General features: G+C 70.7%; 25 protein-coding genes and 1 riboswitch. Of the genes, 15 read left to right on the forward strand and 10 right to left on the reverse strand.

Translation table 11 applies throughout. From position 1 onward, the window contains the following. Positions 1–25 precede the first annotated feature (25 nt). Positions 26–904, reverse strand: a complete 879-nt coding sequence (locus ACYVKA_RS02860) for an HAD-IIA family hydrolase (protein WP_460702799.1) — start codon at positions 902–904, stop codon at positions 26–28. Between the two features lie 133 nt (positions 905–1,037). Next, positions 1,038–2,120 (reverse strand): NAD(P)H-dependent glycerol-3-phosphate dehydrogenase, encoded by a 1,083-nt coding sequence (locus ACYVKA_RS02865; RefSeq protein WP_460702801.1) that lies wholly within the window; start codon positions 2,118–2,120, stop codon positions 1,038–1,040. Between the two features lie 215 nt (positions 2,121–2,335). Between ACYVKA_RS02865 and ACYVKA_RS02870 the strand changes: the two genes are divergently transcribed. The 3 genes from ACYVKA_RS02870 to ACYVKA_RS02880 all read left to right on the forward strand — a co-directional run bounded on the left by ACYVKA_RS02870 (position 2,336) and on the right by ACYVKA_RS02880 (position 4,477). Continuing rightward, on the forward strand, positions 2,336–2,845 hold the full coding sequence (locus tag ACYVKA_RS02870; RefSeq protein WP_460702803.1) for a SigE family RNA polymerase sigma factor: 510 nt from the start codon (positions 2,336–2,338) through the stop codon (positions 2,843–2,845). Next, entirely contained in the window at positions 2,842–3,648 is an 807-nt protein-coding gene (locus ACYVKA_RS02875) for a hypothetical protein (RefSeq protein WP_460702805.1), read from the forward strand. Before ACYVKA_RS02870 ends, ACYVKA_RS02875 begins: the two co-directional genes overlap by 4 nt. Before the next feature lie 127 nt (positions 3,649–3,775). Continuing rightward, a complete protein-coding gene (locus ACYVKA_RS02880) occupies positions 3,776–4,477 on the forward strand; it encodes a hypothetical protein (RefSeq protein ID WP_394276768.1) in 702 nt (233 codons plus the stop codon). A gap of 51 nt (positions 4,478–4,528) precedes the next feature. On the opposite strand, the gene ACYVKA_RS02885 is transcribed toward ACYVKA_RS02880, so the two are convergent. Beyond that, complete coding sequence (locus ACYVKA_RS02885) at positions 4,529–5,854, reverse strand: MFS transporter (protein WP_460702807.1); 1,326 nt, start codon at positions 5,852–5,854, stop codon at positions 4,529–4,531. Between the two features lie 79 nt (positions 5,855–5,933). Here ACYVKA_RS02885 and ACYVKA_RS02890 point away from each other — a divergent pair, with 79 nt between their 5' ends. The 4 genes from ACYVKA_RS02890 to ACYVKA_RS02905 are packed head-to-tail and all read left to right on the forward strand — an operon-like array spanning position 5,934 to position 9,167. Next, a complete protein-coding gene (locus tag ACYVKA_RS02890; RefSeq protein WP_394276770.1) occupies positions 5,934–6,557 on the forward strand; it encodes a GNAT family N-acetyltransferase in 624 nt (207 codons plus the stop codon). Continuing rightward, positions 6,554–7,060 (forward strand): phosphoribosyltransferase, encoded by a 507-nt coding sequence (locus ACYVKA_RS02895; protein ID WP_460702809.1) that lies wholly within the window; start codon positions 6,554–6,556, stop codon positions 7,058–7,060. The genes ACYVKA_RS02890 and ACYVKA_RS02895 overlap by 4 nt, the downstream gene beginning before the upstream one ends. Positions 7,061–7,101: 41 nt before the next feature. Continuing rightward, complete coding sequence (locus ACYVKA_RS02900) at positions 7,102–8,613, forward strand: purine-cytosine permease family protein (protein WP_460702811.1); 1,512 nt, start codon at positions 7,102–7,104, stop codon at positions 8,611–8,613. After that, positions 8,610–9,167, forward strand: coding sequence for a cysteine hydrolase family protein (locus tag ACYVKA_RS02905; protein WP_460702813.1), 558 nt, complete (start codon positions 8,610–8,612; stop codon positions 9,165–9,167). The genes ACYVKA_RS02900 and ACYVKA_RS02905 overlap by 4 nt, the downstream gene beginning before the upstream one ends. On the opposite strand, the gene ACYVKA_RS02910 is transcribed toward ACYVKA_RS02905, so the two are convergent. Beyond that, positions 9,145–10,059: an oxidoreductase gene (locus tag ACYVKA_RS02910; protein ID WP_460702815.1), complete on the reverse strand. Its 915-nt coding sequence runs from the start codon at positions 10,057–10,059 to the stop codon at positions 9,145–9,147. The two genes, ACYVKA_RS02905 and ACYVKA_RS02910, sit on opposite strands and share 23 nt — an antisense overlap. 61 nt (positions 10,060–10,120) lie before the next feature. On the opposite strand from ACYVKA_RS02910, the gene ACYVKA_RS02915 reads away from it, so the two are divergent. The 3 genes from ACYVKA_RS02915 (at position 10,121) to ACYVKA_RS02925 (ending at position 12,224) form a co-directional block, all read left to right on the forward strand. Then, on the forward strand, positions 10,121–10,804 hold the full coding sequence (locus ACYVKA_RS02915; protein ID WP_460702817.1) for a hypothetical protein: 684 nt from the start codon (positions 10,121–10,123) through the stop codon (positions 10,802–10,804). Beyond that, on the forward strand, positions 10,780–11,205 hold the full coding sequence (locus tag ACYVKA_RS02920) for an FUSC family protein (protein ID WP_460702819.1): 426 nt from the start codon (positions 10,780–10,782) through the stop codon (positions 11,203–11,205). The genes ACYVKA_RS02915 and ACYVKA_RS02920 overlap by 25 nt, the downstream gene beginning before the upstream one ends. Positions 11,206–11,279: 74 nt before the next feature. After that, positions 11,280–12,224 (forward strand): COX15/CtaA family protein, encoded by a 945-nt coding sequence (locus ACYVKA_RS02925; RefSeq protein WP_460702821.1) that lies wholly within the window; start codon positions 11,280–11,282, stop codon positions 12,222–12,224. A gap of 327 nt (positions 12,225–12,551) precedes the next feature. Here the strand turns inward: ACYVKA_RS02925 and ilvD are convergent, their stop codons facing one another. Further along, complete coding sequence (ilvD, locus tag ACYVKA_RS02930; protein ID WP_460702823.1) at positions 12,552–14,411, reverse strand: dihydroxy-acid dehydratase; 1,860 nt, start codon at positions 14,409–14,411, stop codon at positions 12,552–12,554. A 49-nt stretch (positions 14,412–14,460) separates the two neighbouring features. On the opposite strand from ilvD, the gene ACYVKA_RS02935 reads away from it, so the two are divergent. Further along, on the forward strand, positions 14,461–15,105 hold the full coding sequence (locus tag ACYVKA_RS02935; protein ID WP_460702825.1) for an SIMPL domain-containing protein: 645 nt from the start codon (positions 14,461–14,463) through the stop codon (positions 15,103–15,105). Positions 15,106–15,114: 9 nt separating this feature from the next. Here ACYVKA_RS02935 and ACYVKA_RS02940 read toward each other — a convergent pair whose 3' ends face one another. From ACYVKA_RS02940 to thiC, 5 genes are all read right to left on the reverse strand, one after another. Then, entirely contained in the window at positions 15,115–15,477 is a 363-nt protein-coding gene (locus ACYVKA_RS02940; protein ID WP_460702827.1) for a DUF488 domain-containing protein, read from the reverse strand. A 66-nt stretch (positions 15,478–15,543) separates the two neighbouring features. Further along, positions 15,544–16,218: a thiamine phosphate synthase gene (locus ACYVKA_RS02945; RefSeq protein ID WP_460702829.1), complete on the reverse strand. Its 675-nt coding sequence runs from the start codon at positions 16,216–16,218 to the stop codon at positions 15,544–15,546. Next, positions 16,215–17,015: a hydroxyethylthiazole kinase gene (gene thiM / locus ACYVKA_RS02950; protein WP_460702831.1), complete on the reverse strand. Its 801-nt coding sequence runs from the start codon at positions 17,013–17,015 to the stop codon at positions 16,215–16,217. Before thiM ends, ACYVKA_RS02945 begins: the two co-directional genes overlap by 4 nt. Next, positions 17,012–18,286 (reverse strand): MFS transporter, encoded by a 1,275-nt coding sequence (locus ACYVKA_RS02955; RefSeq protein ID WP_460702833.1) that lies wholly within the window; start codon positions 18,284–18,286, stop codon positions 17,012–17,014. Before ACYVKA_RS02955 ends, thiM begins: the two co-directional genes overlap by 4 nt. Further along, positions 18,283–20,004, reverse strand: a complete 1,722-nt coding sequence (thiC, locus tag ACYVKA_RS02960; RefSeq protein WP_460702835.1) for a phosphomethylpyrimidine synthase ThiC — start codon at positions 20,002–20,004, stop codon at positions 18,283–18,285. Before thiC ends, ACYVKA_RS02955 begins: the two co-directional genes overlap by 4 nt. Then, a riboswitch (TPP riboswitch) is annotated at positions 19,998–20,107 on the reverse strand. It overlaps the preceding gene by 7 nt. A gap of 54 nt (positions 20,108–20,161) precedes the next feature. Here thiC and thiD point away from each other — a divergent pair. From thiD to ACYVKA_RS02980, 4 genes are all read left to right on the forward strand, one after another. Continuing rightward, positions 20,162–21,022, forward strand: a complete 861-nt coding sequence (gene thiD / locus ACYVKA_RS02965) for a bifunctional hydroxymethylpyrimidine kinase/phosphomethylpyrimidine kinase (protein ID WP_460702837.1) — start codon at positions 20,162–20,164, stop codon at positions 21,020–21,022. Between the two features lie 106 nt (positions 21,023–21,128). Next, positions 21,129–21,263, forward strand: coding sequence for a hypothetical protein (locus ACYVKA_RS02970; RefSeq protein ID WP_460702839.1), 135 nt, complete (start codon positions 21,129–21,131; stop codon positions 21,261–21,263). A gap of 91 nt (positions 21,264–21,354) precedes the next feature. Then, positions 21,355–21,552, forward strand: coding sequence for a hypothetical protein (locus ACYVKA_RS02975; RefSeq protein WP_460702841.1), 198 nt, complete (start codon positions 21,355–21,357; stop codon positions 21,550–21,552). A 110-nt stretch (positions 21,553–21,662) separates the two neighbouring features. Continuing rightward, the gene (locus ACYVKA_RS02980) at positions 21,663–23,243 is read left to right on the forward strand and encodes a hypothetical protein (protein WP_460702843.1); all 1,581 of its coding nucleotides are present in this window, start codon (positions 21,663–21,665) and stop codon (positions 23,241–23,243) included. The last annotated feature ends 18 nt before the right edge of the window (positions 23,244–23,261 follow it).

Below are 23,261 nucleotides of genomic sequence, written 5' to 3' on the forward strand. Positions count from 1 at the left end.
GGCCCCCTGGGGGTTGCACGGATTTTCAGCTCGCGGCCGAGTCGTCCTCGATCCAGCCGAGCTCCTGCCAGACCTCGAGCGGCAGCAGCCGGTCGATGCGGTCGAGCACCAGTTCGGGTCGCTGGCCGCTGGCGAGCTGCTCCACGTCGGCTGCGGTGGCCTCCCCGGTGAGCACCAGCGCCGAGTGCATGCCCGTGTCGAGTGCCATCTGGATGTCGGTGCCCAGGCGGTCCCCCACCATGACGGCGTCGGCCACCTCGACGTCCAGCCCGGCCAGCGCCTCGGTGAGCATGACGCTCGACGGCTTGCCCAGGCTCACCTGGCAGGTGACGCCGGTGCAGGCCTCGATGGCGGCGGTGATGGCGGCACAGTCGGGTTCGCCGCGCCCGCCGGGGAAGGGGCAGTAGCGGTCAGGATTGGTCTGCACCAGGAAGGCCCGCTGGTGGAACCAGATCGCGTCGAAGGCGATCTGCAGCTTGCGGTAGTCGAAGCCGCGGTCATAGGAGGCGATGACGATGTCGATCTCGGCCGGGTCCTCGCTCAGGGTGAAGCCGGCCTCGACCAGTGCCCGGCACAGGGGCTCCTCGGCGATCGGGAAGAGCACCGCCCCGGGGTGGTGGGCCTGCAGCCAGCGCACGGTGGTGACGATGGTGTTGGCTATGTCCTCGACGGGGGTGGGCAGTCCCAGCTGTTCGAGCTTCTCGACGTACTGGGCCGTGTCCTTGGTGGGGTTGTTGGACAGGAAGCGCACCGGGATTCCGCGGCGTCGCAGCTCGGTGATGGTCCGCGCCGCGCCGGCGAGCAGCTCGTCACCCAGGTAGATGGTGCCGTCCATGTCGAAGACATAGGCACCGTGGAGGGTGGGCGCGTGGATGGTGTTCGCGTGCGCGGCGTTTGCGTGCATGGGTGTCCTTGGTGCGTGGGATTTTGGTGCGTGGGATTTCGGTGCGTGGGATTTCGGTGCGTGGGATGTCGATGCCCCTTGGCCGGGGCTGTGCTGCGGGTGTGGCCCGAGGGCCACACCCGCAGTCAGTCTGTCAGCGTCCGGCGCCGTCGGTGCCGAAGAACTTCTTCCAGGGCACGTCGACGGCCTGGTCCTCGCCGACGACCTCGTAGAGGTGGCGCAGCAGGGGGAACTGCTCGGCCGGCACGACGCCGCGCTCGGTCAGCGCCTTGAGGGCCTGGCCGACCACGACGATGCAGGTGGCGCCCTCCAGGGTGACGCCGGGCATCTTGGCCTTGGCCTGGCTGAAGGTCATCCCCTGGCCCACCAGGGTGCCGACCTTCACGTTGCGGCCGCCCATCGAGGTGACGAAGCAGTCGCCGATGCCGGCGATGCCCATGACGGTCTGCGGGTCGCACTCCAGCAGCTGCAGCCACTGCTGCATCTCGATGGAGGCCTGGCCGAAGATCGCTGCGCCGTAGTTGTAGTTGGCGTAGGGGGTCTCGGAGAACTCCGCGCCCTCGTCCTTGAGCTTCTGCAGGGTGCCGTGCATGAAACCGGCGCCGAAGGCGTAGCAGTTCTTGGTGGCGGCCATCAGCTCGATGCCCTTGAAGTCGGTGTTCAGCCAGACGTGGTAGGCCTCGGTCTCGAACAGGCCACGCCACATGTCGAGCACCTCGCGGTCCTCGCCGGTGAAGGTGACGCAGGTGTGGCGGCAGATGGCCACCTCGCCGGCGATCGACGGGCCGGCGATGGCCGACCAGCTGACCTGCTGGCGCAGCTGCTCGGGAACTTGGTTGGCCAGGACCTTCGGAAGGATCTCGAAGTTGCCCTGCTCGTCGGCCCGCAGGCCCTTGGCCAGCGCGATGACGTGCATCCCGGGACGCAGCAGTGCGGCCAGCTGCTCACCGGCCCACTCGACACCGAAGCTGTTGACACCGCTCATCACCAGGTCGACGCCCTCGAAGGCCTTGGCGGCATCCTCCAGCTGGTAGGCCTCGGTGCCCTCGGGGACCTTCAGGCCGAGCGTGGGGTGGATGCCGGTCTTCTGGATCGAGTCGATGATCTCGCGGTCGAGGTGGGTTCCCACCAGACGGACCGTGTTGCCGTTGTCGCAGAAGGGGGTGGCCAGGGCCGTGGCCATGATTCCGGCGCCGAGCACGACGAGAGTTGCCATGGGATCTTCCTTTTCTCAAGAGTCTGGACGGTCATCCCTGTCGCGGTGGGCTCACCTCGGCGTGGGACCTCTCCTACAAGCTAACGGCCGACGAGGGATCACCCCCAGCCCCACTGGACCGCTTCCTTGCACAAGGCGCTGCAATCGACCGCCGCAGGTAGTCTCTTCCCCGGCGCGGACGCAACCTCGCAACCGGTTCATTCGTAGGAGTGGTCATGGAGACTTCCCCCGAGGCCGGTTTCACCGCCTTCGTCGAGGCAGAGCGGGAATGGCTGGGACGCCTGGCCGTCATGCTCGTGCGCGACCGGCACGCGGGCGAGGACCTCCTGCAGGAGACGCTGGTGCGGGTCTACCTGGCCTGGCACCGCATCGACCACGACACCGCCTTCGCCTATGCCCGGCGCACCATGACCAACCTCGCCACGGACCGCTGGCGGCGCTCGCGCCACGAGCCGGTCGGTGGGCACGAGGCCGACCGGGACGACGACCCGCGCTCGGCCCGCGGCTACCACGAGGTGGACGACCGGGACGACATCGTGCGCCAGCTCGCCTGGCTCACCGAGCGGGAGCGCACCATGGTGGTGCTGCGCTACTACGCGGACCTGTCGGAGGCCGAGGTGGCCCAGGAGATGGGGGTCAGCCGCGGCACGGTGAAGTCCACCTGCTCGCAGGCCCTGGCCCGCTTGCGCAGTCCACAGCAGGCACCAGCAGGGAGGACGGCATGAGCCCGATCGACGAGGACGAGCTGCGACGGCTGCTGCGATCCGTGGAACCCCTGGACACCACCGATGTCGCGGCGGTCGCCATGCAGCAGGCCGGCTCGCGGCGTCGCCGTCGGGGCCTGACCGCCCTGCTGGCACTGGTGCTGAGCCTGGCGCTGCTGGCCGGGGCGCTGGTGGCGGTCAGGGCGCTGCGGGAAGCGCGCCCGGAGGACCGCGACCCCCTCGGCTCCCCCACGCCCCATCCGCTGCCCGCCGTCACCACGGCGCAGCTGCCGACGGAGAAGGACCTGGCGCCGATCAACACGTTCAACTTCCCGCTGCGCCCCCAGGTGGACCTGCCGGCGGGCACCTGGGCCGGCAGTCCGACGCTCTGCCAGCCCCACCCGGACCTGCGGGAGTCCTCGCTGCAGGTGCGCGAGTTCACCGATGCCCGGGTGACGGCAGCGGTACTCGGCTTCCAGGACGTCGCCCAGGCCACCGCCGCCAGACAGAAGATCCTGGGCTGGTACCGCAACTGCGCCCCGCACGAGGGCAAGGTCGACGAGTGGACCGGCGCCCGGCTGGCAGTCAAGCCCCGCGGGGTCGAGCCCGTGGTGGCGGTGGCGGCCAATCCCTACTGGGAACCGAGCGAGACGGCGCAGGGACGGCACGAGGAGGCCGTGGTCGTCCAGGCCGGGAACCGGATCGCCTGGGTCGCCCAGGCCCACGGAGAGGAGCAGAACTGCGGCCTGGAGGCCAGCACGGAGATCGGGGCCTGCGGGCCCTTCGCCTCGGCACAGGCCATCGCCGATCGCCTGGCCAGCTGAGCCGAGAAGCCCCTGGCATCCTTTCCCACAAGAAATCTCGTCGAGCGCTCAACCCTTTGGCCCGCTGCTTCGTGGGAGGTGGGTACAGGGTCCGGAAAGGCCGGACCCCACCCCCCAGGAGGTCACCATGACCAGCTCCATCGCACGGCACACCGCCACTGGCCTGGCAGGCCTGGCCCTGCTCGCCAGCAGCATCATGGCCACCCCACAGGCACCGGCGGCTGCCCGCCCCACCACGCTCCCCCAACCGACCACTGCGAACCTGGCCACCGCCGCCGACCTGGCGCCGGTCGCCCGGCAGGACCAGCCGGTCGGCCCCGCCACCACACGCCGGGCCACCGCGCTCCCCGAGGACTTCTCGCTGTGCGACGAGCCGAAGGCCCTGGGACAGCGCACCCTGCTGGTGCGCGACTTCGCCCGCATCGACAGCTCCCAGGTGGTGCTGGGCTTCGGCACAGCCCGCCAGGCCTCCGCGGCCCGGGCGCGCATCCTCGAGGCCTACCGCAACTGCGTCATCGACGCCGACACCAACTCCACCATCGGCTCTGTGGACGGCACCCTGCCCCTGGAGCGATCGGCGGTGAAGCGCCTCCGGGCGGCCCCGGTCCGGGCCACCGCGGCCAGCGCGTCGATGCGGTACACCGAGCGTGAGTGGGGGGCCTTCGAGGACGCCGCCGTGGTCCAGACGGGCAACCGCCTCACCTGGCTGGTGGTCCACACCGAGGGGCAGGACAACAACTGCTCGCTGCTGGCCGATGACGAGACGATCGGCCAGTGTGGCGCCTTCGCCTCGGCCGATGCCCTGGCCAGGCGGCTGGCCCGTCGCTGACACCGCTCCCGCAGGTGGCGGCACCGGCGGGCTGGCCCGACGGTCCTTGGATCAGCCCGCCCGCCGCGCCATCGTCTCCGGCAGGAAGTGGGCCGCCAGCGCTGCCGTCGCGAAGCAGGCGGCGAAGACGCCGAAGGCCAGCGGGTTGCCGCCCCAGCCGATCAGCAGGGGCACGCTGAGCGGGGCGATGATCGACGCGATCCGGCCGAATCCTGCCGCCGCGCCGGTTCCGGTGCCGCGGATCGCGGTCGGGTAGACCTCCGGGCTGACGGCATAGAGGGCTCCCCAGGCGCCCAGGTTGGCGAAGCTGAGCGCGCAGCCGGCCACCAGGATCGCGGTGACGCTGGAGGCCTGCCCGTAGGCCAGCGCAGCCAGGGCCGAGCCGACCAGGAAGACCGCCAAGGTGCGGCGGCGTCCCCAGACCTCGATCAGCCAGGCCGCCAGCGCATAGCCGGGCAGCTGGGCCAGCGTCATCACCAGGGTGAAGCCGAAGGAGCGCACGATCCCGAAGCCCTGCTTGAGCAGCAGCGACGGGATCCAGATGAAGGCGCCGTAGTAGGCCAGGTTCACGCAGAACCAGATGGTCCACAGCGCCGCGGTGCGCCGGGCGAAGCGGGGGTGCCAGATGCCGCCCTCGACCGCCTCCTCCACGGGCGCGTCGAGCAGCGGATCGCGTCCGGGGCTGCCGGCCTCGAAGCTGCGCACGGCAGCCTCGGCCTCCTCGTGGCGACCCCTGGACTCCAGGAAGCGCACCGACTCGGGCAGCTTGTGGCGCACCCAGGCGGCATAGGCCGTCGGCACCAGCCCGACGGCCAGGGCCCAGCGCCAGCCGTCGTCGCCCGACGGCACCACCAGGTAGCCGATCAGTGCGGCCAGCATCCAGCCCAGTGCCCAGAAGGACTCCAGCGCCACCACCATGCGGCCGCGGATGCGAGCCGGTGCGAACTCGCTCACCAGGGTGGAGGCGACGGGCAGCTCGGCGCCCAGCCCGAGGCCGACGATGAAGCGCAGCACCATCAGTGCGGCCACCGAGCCGACCAGGGCCGAGGCGCTGGTGGCCACGCCGTAGACGAGCAGGGTCAGGGCGAAGACCTGACGCCGGCCGATCCGGTCGGCCAGCAGGCCGCCGAGCGAGGCGCCGATGGCCATGCCGACGAAGCCGATCGAGCCGATCCAGCTGGTGGTGGTGTCGGACAGCTCCCACTGCACCTTGAGGGCGGCCATCACGAAACTGATCAGCCCGACGTCCATCGCGTCCAACGCCCAGCCGATGCCCGAGCCCAGCAGCAGGCGACGGTGCTCCGAACCGAAGCGCAGCACCTCCAACCGCTGCGAGCGACTGGCGCCGTCGGGCCCTGGCAGTGTGCTGGTGGACATCTCGGCTCCCGTCGGGGCGGTGGTCTGGACAGTGGAAATCTAGCGCCCGGGGGCCATCGGGCCGCACTAGGCTGCTGACATGGCCACTGCCTCATGCCCTGCGCCGTCACCCAACCCTTCACAGCCTCTCTCCCCCTCCCCGCAGTCGATCGCCCCCGACTCGTCCGTGGTGATCCGCACCGCCAGATCCGAGGACCTGGCGGCGATCACCGCCATCTACAACGAGGCCGGGGTGGGCACCACCGCCAGCTATGACCTGGAGCCGGTCACCGTCGACAACCGCCGCGAGTGGCTGGAACGCCACCACGCCGACGGCCACCCGGTGCTGGTGGCCACCGTGGACGACCAGGTGCTGGGTTTTGCCGGCTACGGCGTCTTTCGCGAGAAGGCCGGCTATGCCCACACCGTGGAGCACAGCGTCTACGTCGGTGACGGGGCGCGCGCCTTGGGCGTGGGCCGGCTGCTGATGCTGGCCCTGGTGGACCTGGCCCGCGGCAACGGCGTGCACACCATGGTGGGGGTGTTGGATGCCGACAACGAGGCCTCGATCAATTTCCACCGGCGGCTCGGCTTCGAGGAGACCGGCCGGTTGCGCCAGGTGGGGCGCAAGTTCGACCGCTGGCTGGACGCGGTGCTCGTGCAGCTGATGCTCGATGCACCCGACTCGGCCCCGCGCGCCCCGCTGGGTAGGCTTCGCGCATGACTGCCTACCACGCCGATTCCAGTGACCTCGTCGACAAGGAGGTCCTCACCTGGCAGGGCTTCGGGGACGCCAGCCGCGAACTCGCCCAGCAGGTGGTCGACTCCGGCTACGAGCCAGACATCATCATCTCCGTCGCCCGCGGCGGCATGCTGCCCGGCGGCGCCCTGACCTATGCCATGGGCACCAAGCTGACCGACGCGATCAACGTCGAGTTCTACACCGACGTGCACGAGACGCTGCCCGACCCGGTGCTGCTGGCACCGATGCTCGACACGGAGTCGATCCGCAAGCAGAAGCTGCTGGTGGTTGACGACGTCGCCGACTCCGGCCGCACCCTCAAGCTGGTGATCGAGCTGCTGGAGAAGTTCGAGGCCGAGGTGCGCAGCGTGGTGCTCTACGCCAAGCCCACCACCGTCGTCGAACCGGACTACGTGTGGCGTCGCACCGACAAGTGGATCGTCTTCCCCTGGTCGGCCGAGCCGCCGGTGACGCACACCGCCTGATGCTGCCCGGAACTGTCGGGGCCGGGTGACATGATGTGTCCATGTCCACACCCGTGACCACGCCAGGCCTCCCGGAGGCGACACCGCAGGGCAGCCGCCTGGTGGAGGTGCAGGGCATCGACGTCGTGCCTGACTCGGAACGCACCGCGCGGCCCAGCGACCTGTTCTGGCCCTGGTTCGCCGCCAATGTGTCGGTCTTCGGTATGACCTACGGCTCCTACCTGTTGGGCTTCGGCATCTCCTTCTGGCAGGCGACCGGGGTCGCACTGCTGGGCATCGTGCTCAGCTTCGCGCTGTGCGGGATCATCGCCATCGCCGGCAAGCGCGGCTCGATGCCCACGATGGTGCTCAGCCGTTCGGCCTTCGGTGTGCAGGGGCAGAAGCTGCCGGGCATCATCAGCTGGCTCACCTCCATTGGGTGGGAGACCTCGCTGACGATCACCGCCACCCTGGCCACCGCGACCGTCTTCGACCGGCTGGGCTGGAGCCACGGCACCACCACCAAGGTCATCGCCTGCGTGGTGATCGCGGCGATCGTGGTGCTGTGCTCGGTGCTCGGCTACCACACGATCATGAAGGTGCAGTCGATCCTGACCTGGGTCACCGGTGCCTTCACGCTGCTGTTCATGTCCCTGACGGTCAGCCACATCGACTGGTCCGCGGTGAGCGCGCTGCCCACCGGCTCCTTCGCCAAGTGCGTGGGCGCCCTGGTGATGGTGATGACCGGCTTCGGGCTGGGCTGGATCAACATCGCCGCCGACTGGTCGCGCTACCAGCGCCGCGACGCGTCGGCGGCCGGCATCGTCTTCTGGAACACTTTCGGCGGCTCGGTGGCACCGGTGCTGCTGGTGGTCTTCGGCCTGCTGCTGGCCGGCTCCGACGAGAAGCTGAAGGCCGAGATCCCCAACGATCCGATCGGCGCCCTGGCCTCGATCCTGCCCACCTGGGTGCTGCTGCCCTTCCTGCTGGTGGCTGTGCTGACGCTGATCTCGGGTGCCGTGCTGGGCATCTACTCCTCCGGCCTGACGCTGTTGAGCCTGGGCATCGACATTCCGCGCCCGGCAGCGGCGGCCCTCGACGGGATCATCCTGACTGCCGGCACCATCTACGTCGTCTTCTTCGCCACCAGCTTCCTGGCCCCCTTCCAGAGCTTCCTGGTGACCCTCGGCGTCCCGCTGGCCGCCTGGGCCGGTGTGATGATCGCCGACATCCTGCTGCGCAAGCGCCCCTATGACGAGGCCGCCCTGTTCGACTCGCGCGGCCGCTACGGTTCGGTCAACTGGAAGTCGATCGCCATCATGGTGGCCGCCTCGGTGCTCGGCTGGGGCCTGGTGATCAACCAGTTCAGCAGCGAGAGCTGGAACAACTGGCAGGGCTACCTGCTGGAGCCGCTCGGCCTGGGCACCCGCGTCTTCAAGGATGGCGTCTTCAGCTACTGGGACGGAACCTGGCCGTGGGCGAACCTGGGCGTCATCTGCTCGCTGCTGATCGGACTGCTTGGCCACGCACTGCTCAACGGCGGCACCATCAAGCGGCAGGAGGAGCGCGCATGAGCACCGTCACCGTGCCGGGGGAGGCCTGGCTGGTCGTGATCGACCACCAGCGCATCTTCGCCGACCCCGCCAGCCAGTGGTGCGCGCCGCGTTTCGAACAGACCGTGCCCGTGGTGGCGCGCCTTGCTGCCCGCTTCGGCGAACGCACCGTCGCCACCCGCTGGCTGCCGGGCGATGACCGTCGCGGCTCCTGGAAGGCCTACTTCGACACCTGGTCCTTCGCCGACCGGCCCGACGACGACGCGCTCTTCGAACTGGTGCCCAGCGCCACCGCCCTGACCCAGCGCCCGACCGTCGACGTCAGCACCTTCGGCAAGTGGGGCCCGGAACTGGCTGCGGTCACCGGCGAGCATCCCCATCTGGTGCTGGCCGGCGTCTCCACCGACTGCTGCGTCATCTCCACGGCGCTGGCGGCGGCCGATGCCGGCTGCACCGTGACAGTCGTGGCCGACGCCTGCGCGGGCTCCAGCGACGAGAACCACGCCGCAGCCCTGCAGGTGATGGGCCTCTACGCCCCGCAGATCCAGGTGGTCACCTCGGACCAACTGCGCTGAGCACACGGTCGACGGCCGCATCGGGCAGCACCGCCCGGGCGGTCAGCGCGGCCCGTGCCCCGGCACCCACCGCGTAGCGGGTGCGCGGCTTCGGCGCGACGCAGGCCGCCAGCACCGCCTGGGCCACCACTGACGGGTTGCTGCCCACGCCGCGCTTGTCGGCCACGGCCAGCACCTTCGACAGCCGCTTGGCGGCCTTCTCGTAGGCGCCGCCCCGGCTCAGCCGCAGCAGGTCCTTGCGCGCGGTGCGCCTCCAGTCGGTGTTCACCAGCCCGGGCTGCACGATGCTGACCTCGATCCCGAAGGGCTTGACCTCCAGGCGCAGCGAGTCGCTGAAGCCCTCCAGCGCGTGCTTGCTGGCGTGGTACCAGGCGCCGAAGGGCTCGTAGGTGTGGCCGGCCACCGAGGAGATGTTGACGAGGCGCCCCGACTTCTGGGCGCGCATCGTCGGCAGCACGAGCTGCACCAGGCGCACCGCGCCGAACAGGTTCACCTCGAAGAGCTCGCGTCCGGCCTGCATCGGGGTGTCCTCAACCGAACCGAAGCTGCCGATGCCGGCATTGTTCACCAACACGTCGATGCGTCCGCTGCCGGCCAGCACCGTCTCGACGAAGGCCGTGCGGGAGTCCTCGTCGGTGACGTCGAGGGGCAGGGTGCGGATGCCATGGGAGTTCAGCTCGGACATCCGCGCGACCCGGCGGGCACCGGCCCACACCTCGAAGCCGGCCTGGGCCAGGGCGATGGCGCTGGCCCGCCCGATCCCGGAGGAGGCTCCGGTGACGATGGCCACCTTGCCCTCGCCCGGCTCCCAGCCCTCTGGCAGGTCCAGTTCGACGGACTGGGTGGTGCGTCGGGGACGAAGGGTTGGCAGGGCGAGTTCACGTGCGGACATGGCCGCCAGCCTAGTCGTGGGACAAGGCGCTGGTTCCCGACGACGATTCCCGAGGAGAAGTGTGTCCACACCCGTCCTGCCCCGCACCAGCGACCTCGTGGGCTACCAGAAGGTGGACGGGGCCCACCGCGTCGTGCTGCGGGCCGGGGTGAGCGTGGCGGTGCCGCTGGCGGTGGTGATCCTGCTCGGACACGTCGAGTGGTCGCCCTATGCCTGCTTCGGCGCCTTCGCCTCCCTCTATGGCCGTGCGAGCGAGCACACCACGCGGATGCAGATGCAGCTCTCCGCGGCGGTGACGATGACCGCCGCGGTGCTCACCGGGGTCCTGGTGGGATCACTGGACCACTCCCCCTGGGTGCAGGTTCTGGTGGCGGCCGTGATCGCCACCACCGGCGAGGCCTTCGCCCGCGCCCACAGCTACCACCCGGGCGGCCCGCTGTTCTTCATCTTCGCCTTCGGCGCCATCTCCTCGGCACCCCACCGGTTGGCCGACCTGCGCACCGCGGTGCTGGTGACCGGGGGCGCGGCACTGTTCTCTGTCCTGGTGGGTGCCTTGGGGATCCTGCGGGACCCGTGTGGCGTGCGGGGGGGGCACTGCGCGCCGCCCAGCCCTTGCGGCTCGTCTTCGCCCGCAGCTGGAAGCCGGCCTGGCTGGCCCTGGCGGTGCTCCTGTCCGGTTCCATCGCGGTGCTGCTGCAGATCGGGCACCCCTATTGGGCGATGGTCTCCGCGGTGGCGCCGATGAGCGCGCCGCACGTCACCCAGCAGGTCGCCAAGGGCATCCAGCGTGTGGTGGGCACCACCACCGGGCTGATGCCCTCCTGGCTTCTGCTCGGGGTGCACCTCGAACCCGTCCTGGCGGTGCTGGTCATCGGCCTGCTGCAGTTCGGCGCCGAGGTCCTGGTGGGTAGCAACTACGCCGCGGCCATGCTGTGCATCACACCGCTGGCGCTGCTCAACGGGCAGCTCGCCCATCCGCGCCCGATCACCCAGCTGCTCTTCGACCGGGGTGTGGAGACCGCCATCGGCGGGGCGCTGGGCATCGCCCTGGTACTGGTCGGTCATGCGCTGCGCGAGCGTCGCAAGGCGAAGGTCGACGACGCCCTGGCCGAGCTGCGCCGCGAGGTGGCCGCGCGCGAGGTCTGACCCCGCCGCCGGGCGGGCGGCACGGGCTGACTAGATTGACGGCATCACTGACCGCCTGCTTCCTGAGAAGAGCCATGTCCAGCACGCTCCAGTCACCTCCCGACCACGTCGAAGCCCCGACCAGCGACCATCGCGTCGCCCCTGTGCCGCGCGATCCGCAACCGCACCCGCGCACCCGGATGATGCTGATGTTGGCCGCCGTCTTCGGCATCGCGACGATCATCACCGGCAGCATCAACTCCGCCACCGGCTCGGGCTTCGCCTGCCCCACCTGGCCGGGCTGCTACCCGGGCCAGTTCGGGCCCGAGCGTGAGGTGCACGACATCATCGAGTTCGGTCACCGCCTCATCGCGGGCAGCACTGGCTTCGTGCTGCTCGCCGCGGCGCTGGTGGCGCTGCGGCTGCCGCGCGTGCAGTGGATGGCCCGCTGGCTGCCCTGGGTATCCGTCGCGGGCGCGATCGTCGCTGCCGTCGTCGGCCGGCTGGTGGTGCTGAACCTCGGCGTTGCCAAGCCGCTGGCGCTGTTCGACCTGTTCGGCGCACTCGCCGTGCTGGTGGCCGCGACGCTGGCCAGCCTGTCGATCAACCGCGGCGCGCCGCTCTGGCAGTGGACTCCCCTGTCACGGCTGGCCACGGCCTGCACAGCCGGGCTCTACGCGCTCTACCTGGGCGGCATCGTGGTGGCCGGCAAGGGCTCCTTCACCGCCGTGGTCGGCTGGCCGATGTGGCGCCTGGTCGGTGCCGACGGTGCCGTGTGGCTGCAGGTGGCACGGATGGTCCTGGCGGTCGCGGTCGCGGTGGGTCTCGCCCTGCTTGTCAAGCGCGGATGGGGCCATGCCTCGCTGCGCCCCGTGCTCGCCACCATCGTGGTGCTCTTCGTGGTCGAGCTCATCGTGGGCCAGCTGATGGCCACCCTGGGCGTCGACATGTGGTGGGCCGCCGCCCACTGTTCCGCCGCTGGCCTGATGCTGGTGTGCACCACGCTCGTGATGGGTCGCACCGGCCTCGACGGCATCTGAGGTTGTCCACAGGCTGCTGTGCACAACTGCCGGTAGCTTGTGGGAAACGCCGTGCGGGGTGTGGACCGGCAGGTGGACGGGCGAAATCACCCGCCACCGCGGGGCCCTCACCTTGCACGCGAGGGGCCCCAGCACCTACAAAGGAAGGACGTCTGCGGGGGTGGATCCATCCCTGGCCCACGATGATGGGCACCGGCAGGGTGACGTACGTGTCGGTCGGACAGTGGAGCGGGATGCTCGGGCCGGATTCGTCACCACTCCCTGGCCCGCACGCGAGGGGCCCTGCGTCATCGACGCAGGGCCCCTCACCCGTTGACCAGACCTGCCTCACTCGACCTTGCGGGCGGCACCCTTGTCGGCCGACTGCGCGAAGCGGGCGAAGATCTTGAGCGCCTGCGAGACCTGCCGGTCACGGTCGACCGGCTGCCAGCCCCGCTCGTCCTGCTCGGCGCGGCGGCGGGCAAGTTCGTCGTCGGAGACCTCGACGTGGACGCTGCGGCCCGGGATGTCGAAGGTGATGATGTCCCCATCACGCACCAGCCCGATCGCACCGCCGCTGGCGGCCTCGGGCGAGACGTGCCCGACGCTCAGCCCCGACGAGCCGCCGGAGAAGCGGCCGTCGGTGATCAGCGCGCACTTCGGACCCAGGCCCACACCCTTGAGGTAGCTGGTCGGGTACAGCATCTCCTGCATGCCAGGCCCGCCCTTGGGGCCCTCATAGCGCACCACCACCACGTCACCCTCGACGATCCTGCCGCCAAGGATCATCTCGACCGCCTGGTCCTGGCTCTCGGCGACCTTCGCGGGGCCGCTGAACTGCCACTGGTGCTCGGGAACGCCGGCAGTCTTGACGATGCAGCCGTCAGGGGCGAGGTTGCCCTTGAGCACGGCCAGGCCGCCCTCGGCGGTGTAGGCGTGCTCCACGCTGCGGATGCAGCCCTGCTCGGCGTCGACGTCCAGCGACTCCCACCGGTTGGAGGTGCTGAAGGCCTCGGTGGTGCGCACCCCGCCCGGGGCGGCCTGGAAGCGCTCGACGGCCTCCGCGCTGGCCTGCTCGGAGCGGATGTCCCAGGCACCCAGCCACTGCTCGGGGCTGGCGGAGTGCACGGCCCGGACGTCCTCGTTGAACAGTCCGCCGCGGCGCAGCTCGCCGAGGATGGCGGGGATGCCGCCGGCGCGGTGCACGTCCTCCATGTAGTAGTTGGTCGTGTTGGGCGCCACCTTGCACAGGCACGGAGTCGTGCGGCTCAGAGCGTCGATGTCGTCCTGGTCGAAATCGACGCCGGCCTCCTGCGCGGCGGCCAGCAGGTGCAGGATCGTGTTCGTCGAGCCGCCCATGGCGATGTCGAGACGCATGGCGTTCTCGAAGGCGCGCTTGGTGGCGATCGAGCGGGGCAGCACCGAGTCGTCGTCGCCCTCGTAGTACTGCCTGCACAGGTCGACGACCAGGCGGCCGGCCTCCAGGAAGAGATCCTTGCGGGCGGCATGGGTGGCCAGCGTGGAGCCGTTGCCGGGAAGCGACAGTCCCAGCGCCTCGGTGAGGCAGTTCATCGAGTTGGCGGTGAACATGCCCGAGCAGGAGCCGCAGGTGGGGCAGGCATTCTGCTCGATGGCGTCGATCTGGGCGTCGGATACGTTGTTGTCCACCGCCTTGATCATCGCGTCGATCAGGTCGAGGCGTTCGGTGCCGGCCTCGTCGGGGGCGCCGGGGACCACCCGCTCGCCCAGGATCCGGCCGGCCTCCATTGGCCCGCCGGAGACGAAGACGGTGGGGATGTTCAGCCGCAGCGCCGCCAGCAGCATGCCGGGGGTGATCTTGTCGCAGTTGGAGATGCACACCAGCGCGTCGGCCTGGTGGGCGTTGACCATGTACTCGACGCTGTCGGCGATCACTTCGCGGCTGGGCAGCGAGTAGAGCATGCCCGAGTGGCCCATGGCGATGCCGTCGTCGACGGCGATGGTGTTGAACTCGCGGCCCACTCCCCCGGCCTCGGCGACGGCCCTGGCGACCAGCTGGCCCATGTCCTTGAGGTGGACGTGGCCGGGCACGAACTGGGTGAAGGAGTTCGCGATGGCGACGATCGGCTTGCCGAAGTCGTCATTGGTCATGCCGGTGGCGCGCCACAGGGCGCGGGCACCGGCCATGTTGCGGCCGTGGGTGGTGGTGCGGGAACGAAGAGCTGGCATGGATCTACAGTAGGTGAGCAGCCCAAGCTCGTGTGGCTACGCTCGCACCATGATCATCACCGTCACGGGCAGGAACCAGCAGGAGATCGCACCGGAACAGGGCGTGGTGCAGCTGCACGTCGCCTTCGAGGACGACGACGCCGCCACCGCCAGCCAGGCCACCCACCAGCTGCGCACCCAGCTGGTGGAGCTCCGCGACCGCGAGCCCTCACCGCTGGCCGACTTCCGGCTGGAGGCGCCGGTCTCGCGCAGCTCGCGTCCCTACACCCACGACGGCAGCCTCGCGGCGCTGCGTCACTCCACCGAGGTGTGGGCCAGCGCCACCTTCACCGATGCGTTCGAGCTGTCGGCGGCCTGTGCCCGGTGGAGCGCCACCGACGGACTGGACGTGACCGACGTGCGCTGGGAGCTCTCGGAGCAGACCCGCGCCACGGTGCGTGAGCAGGTGCTGGCCGCCGCGGTGCAGGATGCCGTGGACCGGGCCCGGGTGATGGCGCGGGCGGCGGGCGCCCAGCAGGTGGAGGTCACCGACGTCGCCGACCCGGGGCTGCTGGTGCCCAGCGGCGGCGACCATCTGGGGCAACCGATGGCGATGGCCGGGGCGATGGGCCGCGGCGCTGGCGACGGACTGGAGCTCAGCCCGCGCGACGTGGTCGTGGCCGCCGAGGTGCACGTGCGCCTGCAGGCCAGCTGACGGGGCCTCTCACAGGTGCTTGCCGAGCCACTGCCTGACCACCGGCACGTGTGATCCCTCGACGTCCTTGGCGTCGGTGAGCAGCAGCACCAGACCGTTGTGCCGGCCGGCGCCGGCGCGGAGCTGGTCGAGCAGCTCGTCGTGGTCGGCCTCGTCGAGTTCGCGACGGTAGCGGCGGCGGAAGTCCTCCTGCCGGGACTCCTTGTCGTCGTGGTACCAGCTGCGCAGGTCATTAGACGGGGCCAGCTCCTTGGCCCACTTGTCGAGGGCAGCCGCCTCCTTGCTGAGGCCGCGCGGCCACAGCCGGTCGACGAGCACCCGCAGGCCGGGCTCGCCCTGGGCGTCGCGAATCCTTGCCACACGAAATTCCATGCCCTCCACGCTAGCTCGGCGCAGCCCTGGGCCGAGCCGACGCCGCGCGACGCCGGACGGGCTGGCTCAGTGCTGCACCTCGCGGCCCCAGGTGTCCAGGACTGCCCGGGCGACGGCTTCGGGATCGTCGGCCTGCATCAGCGAACGCACCATGCACACTCCCGCGATGCCGGTGGTGGCAAGTGATGCCACGTCGTCGGGGGTGACGTCGCCGATCGCGACGATCGGGATGGCGCTGGCCTGCACCAGCGGCGCGTACCCGGCCACGCCCAGCGGTGGGCGACCGGAGTCCTTGGTCGGGGTGGGGCGGAAGGGCCCAGCACCCAGGTAGTCGACGATGCCGACATACTTCTGTGCCTCCTGCACGAGGGCGAGGGTGCCGGTGGTCCAGCCGACGATCGCCTCGGGGCCGAGCAGGGCCCGGGCGTGCTCGGGGGGCAGGTCGTCGGCGCCCAGGTGGACGCCGTGCACCGGCGCGCCGGCATGACGGGCGGCCCAGGCCATGTCGGGTCGGTCGTCGACCACGACGCGGGTGGCGGGGTTGGCGGCCGCCACCGCCCGGGAGACCTCCACGACCAGGCCGTAGAGCTCGCGGTCGGTGACCTCCTTGCACCGCACCTGGACGATCCCGGCCCCGGCCCGGGCGACGGCAGCGGCCGTCTCGACGGTGTGCCGGGCGTGACCGGAGGTCACCAGGTAGAGCGACAGGTCGAGCTCCGGACCGGGGTGGGTGGTGGTCATGATGTCTCCTCGATCAGGGCCCCCGCAGCGATCTCGTCGGGGGTCAGGGCGTGGAGCTCGTCGAGCAGGGCGGCGCGGAAGCTGCCCGGTCCGCGCACCCGGCCGGCTGCCTGCTGGCCAGCCAGTCCCATCCACACGGTGGCGGCGACGGCGGCCTCCAGCGGCTCGTCGGAGACGGCGAGGCAGGCCGCGCTCAGCGCCCCGAGGGCGCAGCCGGTTCCGGTGACGCGGGTCAGCATCGGATGCCCATTGGCCACCTGCACCACGTGGGTGACGTCGGTGACCAGGTCGACCTCGCCCGAGACCGCCACGACGCAGCCGTGGCGACGGGCCAGGTCGAGGGCGGCGGGCAGGGCCGCGTCGACGCCGTCGCTGGCATCGGCGCCGCGCCCGCCGGCCCCCACCCCGGCCAGCACCAGCACCTCGGAGGCATTGGCCCGCACCAGCGTGGGGCCGAGCGCCAGCAGTTCGCGGGCCAGCTCGATGCGCACGGGCGAGGGGCCGATCGCGGCCGGGTCCAGCACCCACGGAATTCCCCGTTCGACGGCGACCCGCACCGTGGCAGGAATCCCGGCCATGCCGTCGGTGCTCAGGGTGCCGAGGTTGGCCAGCAGGGCATCGGCCCGGCGCACCACGAAGGGCGCCTCCTGCTCGGTCTCGGTCATCATCGGGCGCGCCCCTGCAGCCAGCGTCGCATCGGCCACCAGGTTCATGCTGACCGCGGCGGTGAGGCAGTGCACCAGCGGCGCCCGCCGGCGCATACGCTCCACGACGGCGGCGCAGTCGAGGCCGCTCACACCTCCACCTGCTCGATCTCGGACGGTGCCAGGCGCGGGCCCAGCGCAGCACCGGCCGCCACCAGCAGCGAACCGGCCACGATCACCAGCACGACCGCGGTGTTCCTCCCCGCCGCACCGGACAGCGCCGGAAGCCAATAGGGATAGAGGGCGGGCAGCGCGATGGAGGCCGAATAGGCGGTGCCGTAGCCGGTGGAACGCACATGGGCAGGGAAGCCCTCGCTCAGGTAGGCACCGACCGGGCCGTAGGCGGTGACGGTGAGCACCTGCGCCAGCACCGCCCCGACGGCCAGGCCCACCACGCCGGGCCGCGCACCCATCATCCACAGCCACGCGGCCGAGCCGCCGATGGCCGCCACCACCGTCGCCACGACGAAGTAGCGGCGCCTCCCCATCAGGGTCGACAGGTGCCCGGTGAGCGCCATCACCACGGCCTGCCCGATCGAGGCGATGCCCATCACCACCGAGGCGGTTCCGGCGGACAGCCCGGCGTCGGTGACCAGCCGCTGGCCGAGCAGCAGCACCACCATCTGGGTCATCAGCCACAGCCCGCTCATCAGGCAGAACATCCGCCAGAAGGCTCCCGCCCAACGCCCCAGCACCACCTCGCGCAGGCTGCCGCGGGTGCGGGCCTCGTCCACTCCCGGCTGCACCGCGCGCACGGCGTCGGCGACGCGGCGCCGGTAGAAGACGAACATGGCGCAGGAGGCCAGACCGCCGGCGACGAAGGCGAGCCGCCAGCCCCAGGCCGCATAGTCCTCGGGCCCCAGCGCCGCGAGCATGGCGGCGGTGAGGAAGGCGATCGTGGCCTGGGCGCAGGGCGCCATCGCCATGATCAGCCCGCTGAACAGGCCCCGGTGACGGGCGCTGGACCACTCCATCGCCAGCGGCACGGCCGCCGAGTACTCCCCCGCGATGAACATGCCGCCGACGAAGCGCAGCAGCACCAGCAGCGCGAAGGTGCCGCCGCCGAGCACCTGGTGCGTGGGCAGGCAGGCGATCAACAGTGAGCAGGCGGCGGTGCCGGCGATGGCCAGCGCCGTGGTGCGGGTGCGGCCCGCCCGGTCGGCGATGCGCCCGAAGACCATCGCACCGACCGGGCGGCCCAGCAGCATCGCCATCACCACGATCGCGGTGCCGGAGGCGGCCGCGGCATCGCCCGCCAGGGTCTTCATCGCCGGCGCCAGCGCGAGCGCGGGCAGGAAGATGTTGACCTGGTCGACGTAGTTGCCCACCACCCCACCGGTGACCGCCGAGCGGCGGTGGGTCATGAGGTCCTTTCGGCGGCGTCCAAGTAGACGCTGGCGCCCAGCTCGAGGAATTCCTGCGCCTTCTGCGCCATCCCCTCGTTCGCTGTGGCGACCCCGGAGCCGTAGGCGTCGCGGATGTCCTGGCTGATGCGCATACTGCAGAACTTCGGCCCGCACATGCTGCAGAAGTGCGCCGTCTTGGCCGGTTCCGCGGGCAGGGTCTCGTCGTGGAAGGCGATCGCGGTCTCCGGGTCGAGCGAGAGCGCGAACTGGTCGTGCCAGCGGAACTCGAAGCGGGCCTTGCTCAGGGCGTCGTCGCGTTGCTGCGCCCCGGGATGGTGCTTGGCGACGTCGGCGGCGTGGGCGGCGATCTTGTAGGTGATCACGCCGGTCTTCACGTCGTCACGGTTGGGCAGGCCCAGGTGCTCCTTGGGCGTGACGTAGCAGAGCATCGCGGTGCCACCCATGGCGATGGTGGCGGCGCCGATGGCCGAGGTGATGTGGTCGTAACCGGGGGCAATGTCGGTGACCAGCGGCCCGAGGGTGTAGAAGGGCGCGCCGTGGCACCATTCCTGCTCCAGGCGCACGTTCTCCTCCACCAGGTCGAGCGGGATGTGGCCCGGACCCTCCACCATCACCTGCACGTCGTACTTCCAGGCGCGCTCGGTGAGCTCGGCCAGGGTGCACAGTTCGGCCAGCTGCGCCTCGTCATTGGCGTCGGCGATGGATCCGGGCCGCAGGCCGTCGCCCAGGGAGAAGGCGACGTCGTAGCGGGCGAAGATCTCACACAGCTCGTCGAAGTTCTCGTACAGGAAGGACTCCTGGTGGTGCGCCAGGCACCAGCCGGCCATGATCGAGCCGCCGCGGCTGACGATGCCGGTGAGCCGGTTGGCGCTCAGCGGCACGTGCTGCAGCCGTACGCCGGCGTGGATGGTCATGTAGTCGACGCCCTGCTCGGCCTGCTCGATGACGGTGTCGCGGAAGATCTCCCAGGTGAGCTCGTGGGCCTGGCCGTCGACCTTCTCCAGTGCCTGGTAGATCGGCACGGTGCCGATCGGGACGGGCGAGTTGCGGATGATCCACTCCCGGGTGGTGTGGATGTCGTCGCCGGTGGACAGGTCCATCACGGTGTCGGCGCCCCAGCGGGTGGCCCAGCGCAGCTTGTCGACCTCCTCCTCGATGGAACTGGTGACCGCCGAGTTGCCGATGTTGGCATTCACCTTGGTGAGGAAGGCCTTGCCGATGATCATCGGCTCGCTCTCGGGATGGTTGACATTGGCGGGGATGATGGCGCGGCCGGCGGCGACCTCGTCGACCACCAGCTGCACGTCGACCCCCTCGCGCAGGGCGACGTAGCGCATCTCGGGCGTCACGATCCCCTGCCGGGCATAGTGCATCTGGGTGACGGTGCGTCCCTCGGTGCTGCGCAGCGGTGGGCGCTTCTCGCCCTTCCAGGCCTTGGACGCCTCGCCACGACGCTGGGCGCTGCGGCCGTCGTCGGCCAGGTTGCGGGGGCGGCCCTGGTAGGTCTCGACGTTGCCGCGCTCGCGGATCCAGTCGAGGCGTTGCGGCGGGAGCCCGACGGTGACGTCGCAGTCGGGACCGCAGGTGCGGTAGACGAGCACGTCCTCGTTGCTGCTGCCGTCGGGGCTGTCGGCCAGGCTGATCGCCGTGACGGGGACCGCGACATCGCCGTCGACGATCGTGTGGGCACGGTGCTGCGGATGGATTTCTGCCATGACATCTCTCTTCCTTCGCCGGCATGACCCGGTCAGGTTCGGACGGTCCGAGCGGCTACAGCTCGATCTCAGCCCTCTGCCGAGGGCTCCCGTGGGATGTCACCGACCCTAGACCCCACCCTTGGCGAAGCTCAAGCAGGGTGGCAGTCTGTGGGCCATGACGATCCCGAACGTGCTCACCGTGGCGGGTTCCGACCCCAGTGGTGGTGCCGGCATCCAGGCCGACATGAAGACCTTCACCGCCGCAGGCTGCTTCGCCACCAGCGTCGTGACCGCGCTGACCGCCCAGAACACGCGCGGGGTCACCGGCGTGCTGCCGACCCCGGCCGGCTTCGTCGACGAACAACTCACCACCCTGCTGGACGACGTCCGCATCGACGCGGTCAAGATCGGCATGCTCGGCTCGGCCGAGGTGGCCCGGGTGGTGGCGCGTCACCTGCGCGGTGGCCTGGCGGGCGTCCCCGTCGTGCTCGACCCGGTGATGGTGGCCACCAGCGGCGACAGCCTGGCCGCCGAGGGCGTCCAGGAGGCGATCGCCGAGCTGCTTCCCTTGGCCACGGTGGTGACGCCGAACCTTCCGGAGGCGGCGCAGCTGACCGGCACGGCCCAGGCCGATGGACTCGACGCGATGGAGGCGCAGGGCCGCGCACTGGTCCAGATGGAGGCGCAGGGCCGCGCACTGGTCCAGATGGGGGCGCGGGCGGCACTCGTCAAGGGCGGCCACCTGGCCGGCGAGGGCCCGTTGACCGACCTGCTGGTCTCCGCCGAGACCGTTCAACAATTCACCGGTCGTCGGGTGACCACGTCCAACACCCATGGCACCGGATGCACCCTCAGCTCAGCCCTGGCCTGCGGCCTGGCGCGGGCCGGCGACGACCCGGAGGCCCTCGCGCAGGCCGTCTGGCAGGCCCGTGAGTGGCTCACCCGGGCCTTGGAGGACGCGGACCAGCTGCGGGTCGGCAGTGGCAAGGGCCATGGCCCGGTGAACCACCTCACCCCGTGGGCGGTGGTCAGCTGAGAGGGCCTGGAGAGCGACCCAAGAAGCTCCTGAGACAGGCAAAGAATCCCTGAACAACCAAGGAATTCAAGGCTTTTCGGCCCCAGGGGGAGATAGTCCTTGGAGCATGTCAGCCCTTCTCGGTATCGCCCTGCTCATTGCCATCAGCCTCGGCATCTTCATCCTCGTCCCGATCCTGCTCGCACCCCTGGTGCTCGGTGAGGCGGCGCTGCTGCGTCGGGGGTCTGCTACCGGAGGATGATGCCCGGGGCCTCGGGGTGGTCCTGTGGTACCAGCGGAGTCCAGCCACCGAGCCGATGCGGCCCCCGCGGCCTGGGCGGGAGACTTGGGCCATGGCAGAAATCCTCGGCATGGCAGCAGCCCTCGGCATCGTGTCCGTGGTGATCGCGATCGTGGTCCGGGTGGTGCTGGCCCTGCTCAGGCGCTCGGCGCCGGGCCGCCTCGACGCGCAACCGGCCGACGTCCACGAACTCCCTGCGGTCCATCCCAGCGACCGGATGGTCCGTCGCCACTACAACCTCGCCGCCTGAGGCAACCCCCCTCGGGAGCGCGCAAGCCGGGCTCCCCCCCCCCCAACTGGCTCCGGCAGCCGGTCCTCGCCCCCGACGTGAGCTATGACGACTCCTATAGATTGGAGCGTGTGAGGAATTTCGCCGCCACTGCCGCACTGGCGATGTCGCTGGCCCTGGCGCTCGGCGCCTGCTCCCCCACCCCGGAACCCACGCCCGCACCAAAGCCCCCCAGCGCCACCGCCACCCCTGATCCCACGGCGGCACTGCGCGCACTGGTTCCCGCCCTCCTGCCGACTGGATCCTCCGTCGGACCCCTCGGCCCGTATGCCCCCACCCAGAGCCAGTCCCCGTCGACCGGCACGAGCCTGCGGATCGACCTCACCCGCCCGGCAGACCAGACCGTCGGCCAGTGGACCCATGCCAATATCGGGCTCAGCTTCGAGGCCACGGAACTGGCCGACCCGCGCTGGGAGCCGGAGGGTTCGCCACTTGCCACTTTGCTCCACGGCCTGGACGGCCCTTCCCTGCGCTTTGGCGGGAACCGGGTGGACCGCAGCCTGTGGTGGACCTCCCGTCAGGAAGCCCGCCCCGCCTGGGCGACGCAGACCGTCACCCCCGCAGACCTGCAGCGACTGGGCCGGATGGCCGAGGCCGTCGACGCCACCGTGACCCTCGTTCTCCCCCTGGGCCACAAGGATCCCGAGCGAGCCGCCGACATGGCCCTGCATGCCCGTCGCGCCCTGGGAAAGCGCCTGCTGGGCGTCAGCATCGGCAACGAGCCCAATGGCTACGCGCTCGCCTCCCAGGAGCAGCTGCGGCTGCGCGACGACTCCTGGTCGCCTCAGCAGTGGGTGCGCGAGGCACGGCAGTACGTGACGGCCATCCACCGGCGGGTGCGTGGGCTGCCGGTGGCCGGGCCCGGCGCCTATGACGCCACCTGGTGGCGGGCCTTCGGGGATGCCGACCTTCCCGGCACGGTGGCGATGAGCCAGCACTGGTACCCCTTGTGGTCCTGCCCAGACCGGGTCGGTGAGCGCGATGGGCGGGCCGCCCCCACCGTCGCCAACCTGACCTCGCCCGCACTGCACGACAGGGCCAGCGAGATGGTGCAGCGGGCCCGCCGCACCGCCGCCGAGCACGAGCTTCCGCTGTGGCTGGAGGAGGCCGGTCCCACCTCCTGCGGCGGCGCCGCCGTCTCGCGCAGCCACGCCCATGCCCTGTGGAGCGTCGACTTCCTGCTCAACGCCGCCCGCAACGGGTCCCGTCGCACCAACCTGCACAGCACCCTGGCCGAGTGCGGCAGGGGCAACCCGATGAGCCCGGTCTGCACTCCCCCGGGCACCCGCAGCATCACCGGCAGCAGCACCTTCACCGCGATGCTTTTCACCGCCCAGGTGCGTCCGGGCACCATCCGCCAGGTGACCACCAGTGATCCGGCGGTGATCGCCTACACCGTCACCTCCAGCTCCGGCATCGACCTGGTGCTGGTGAACCTGCACGACCCGGCCAGCAGCCGTCCGTCCACGCTGGCCCTGACCCCACCGAAGGGCCTGCGCGCCACCGACAGCTCGTCGCTGCGCGGGACCGCACTGGATTCCCGCTCGGGCACCACGATGCAGCCCCTGGCGCGCCCGGGCACGCGAAAGGGCGCCGCCGGCCCGACCGTGGTCGAACCGGGCAGCGCCCTCCTGGTGCGCTTCTCGCGCTGAAACCGCGTCCTGACTGGC

It is taken from the genome of Luteococcus sediminum (assembly GCF_054783495.1).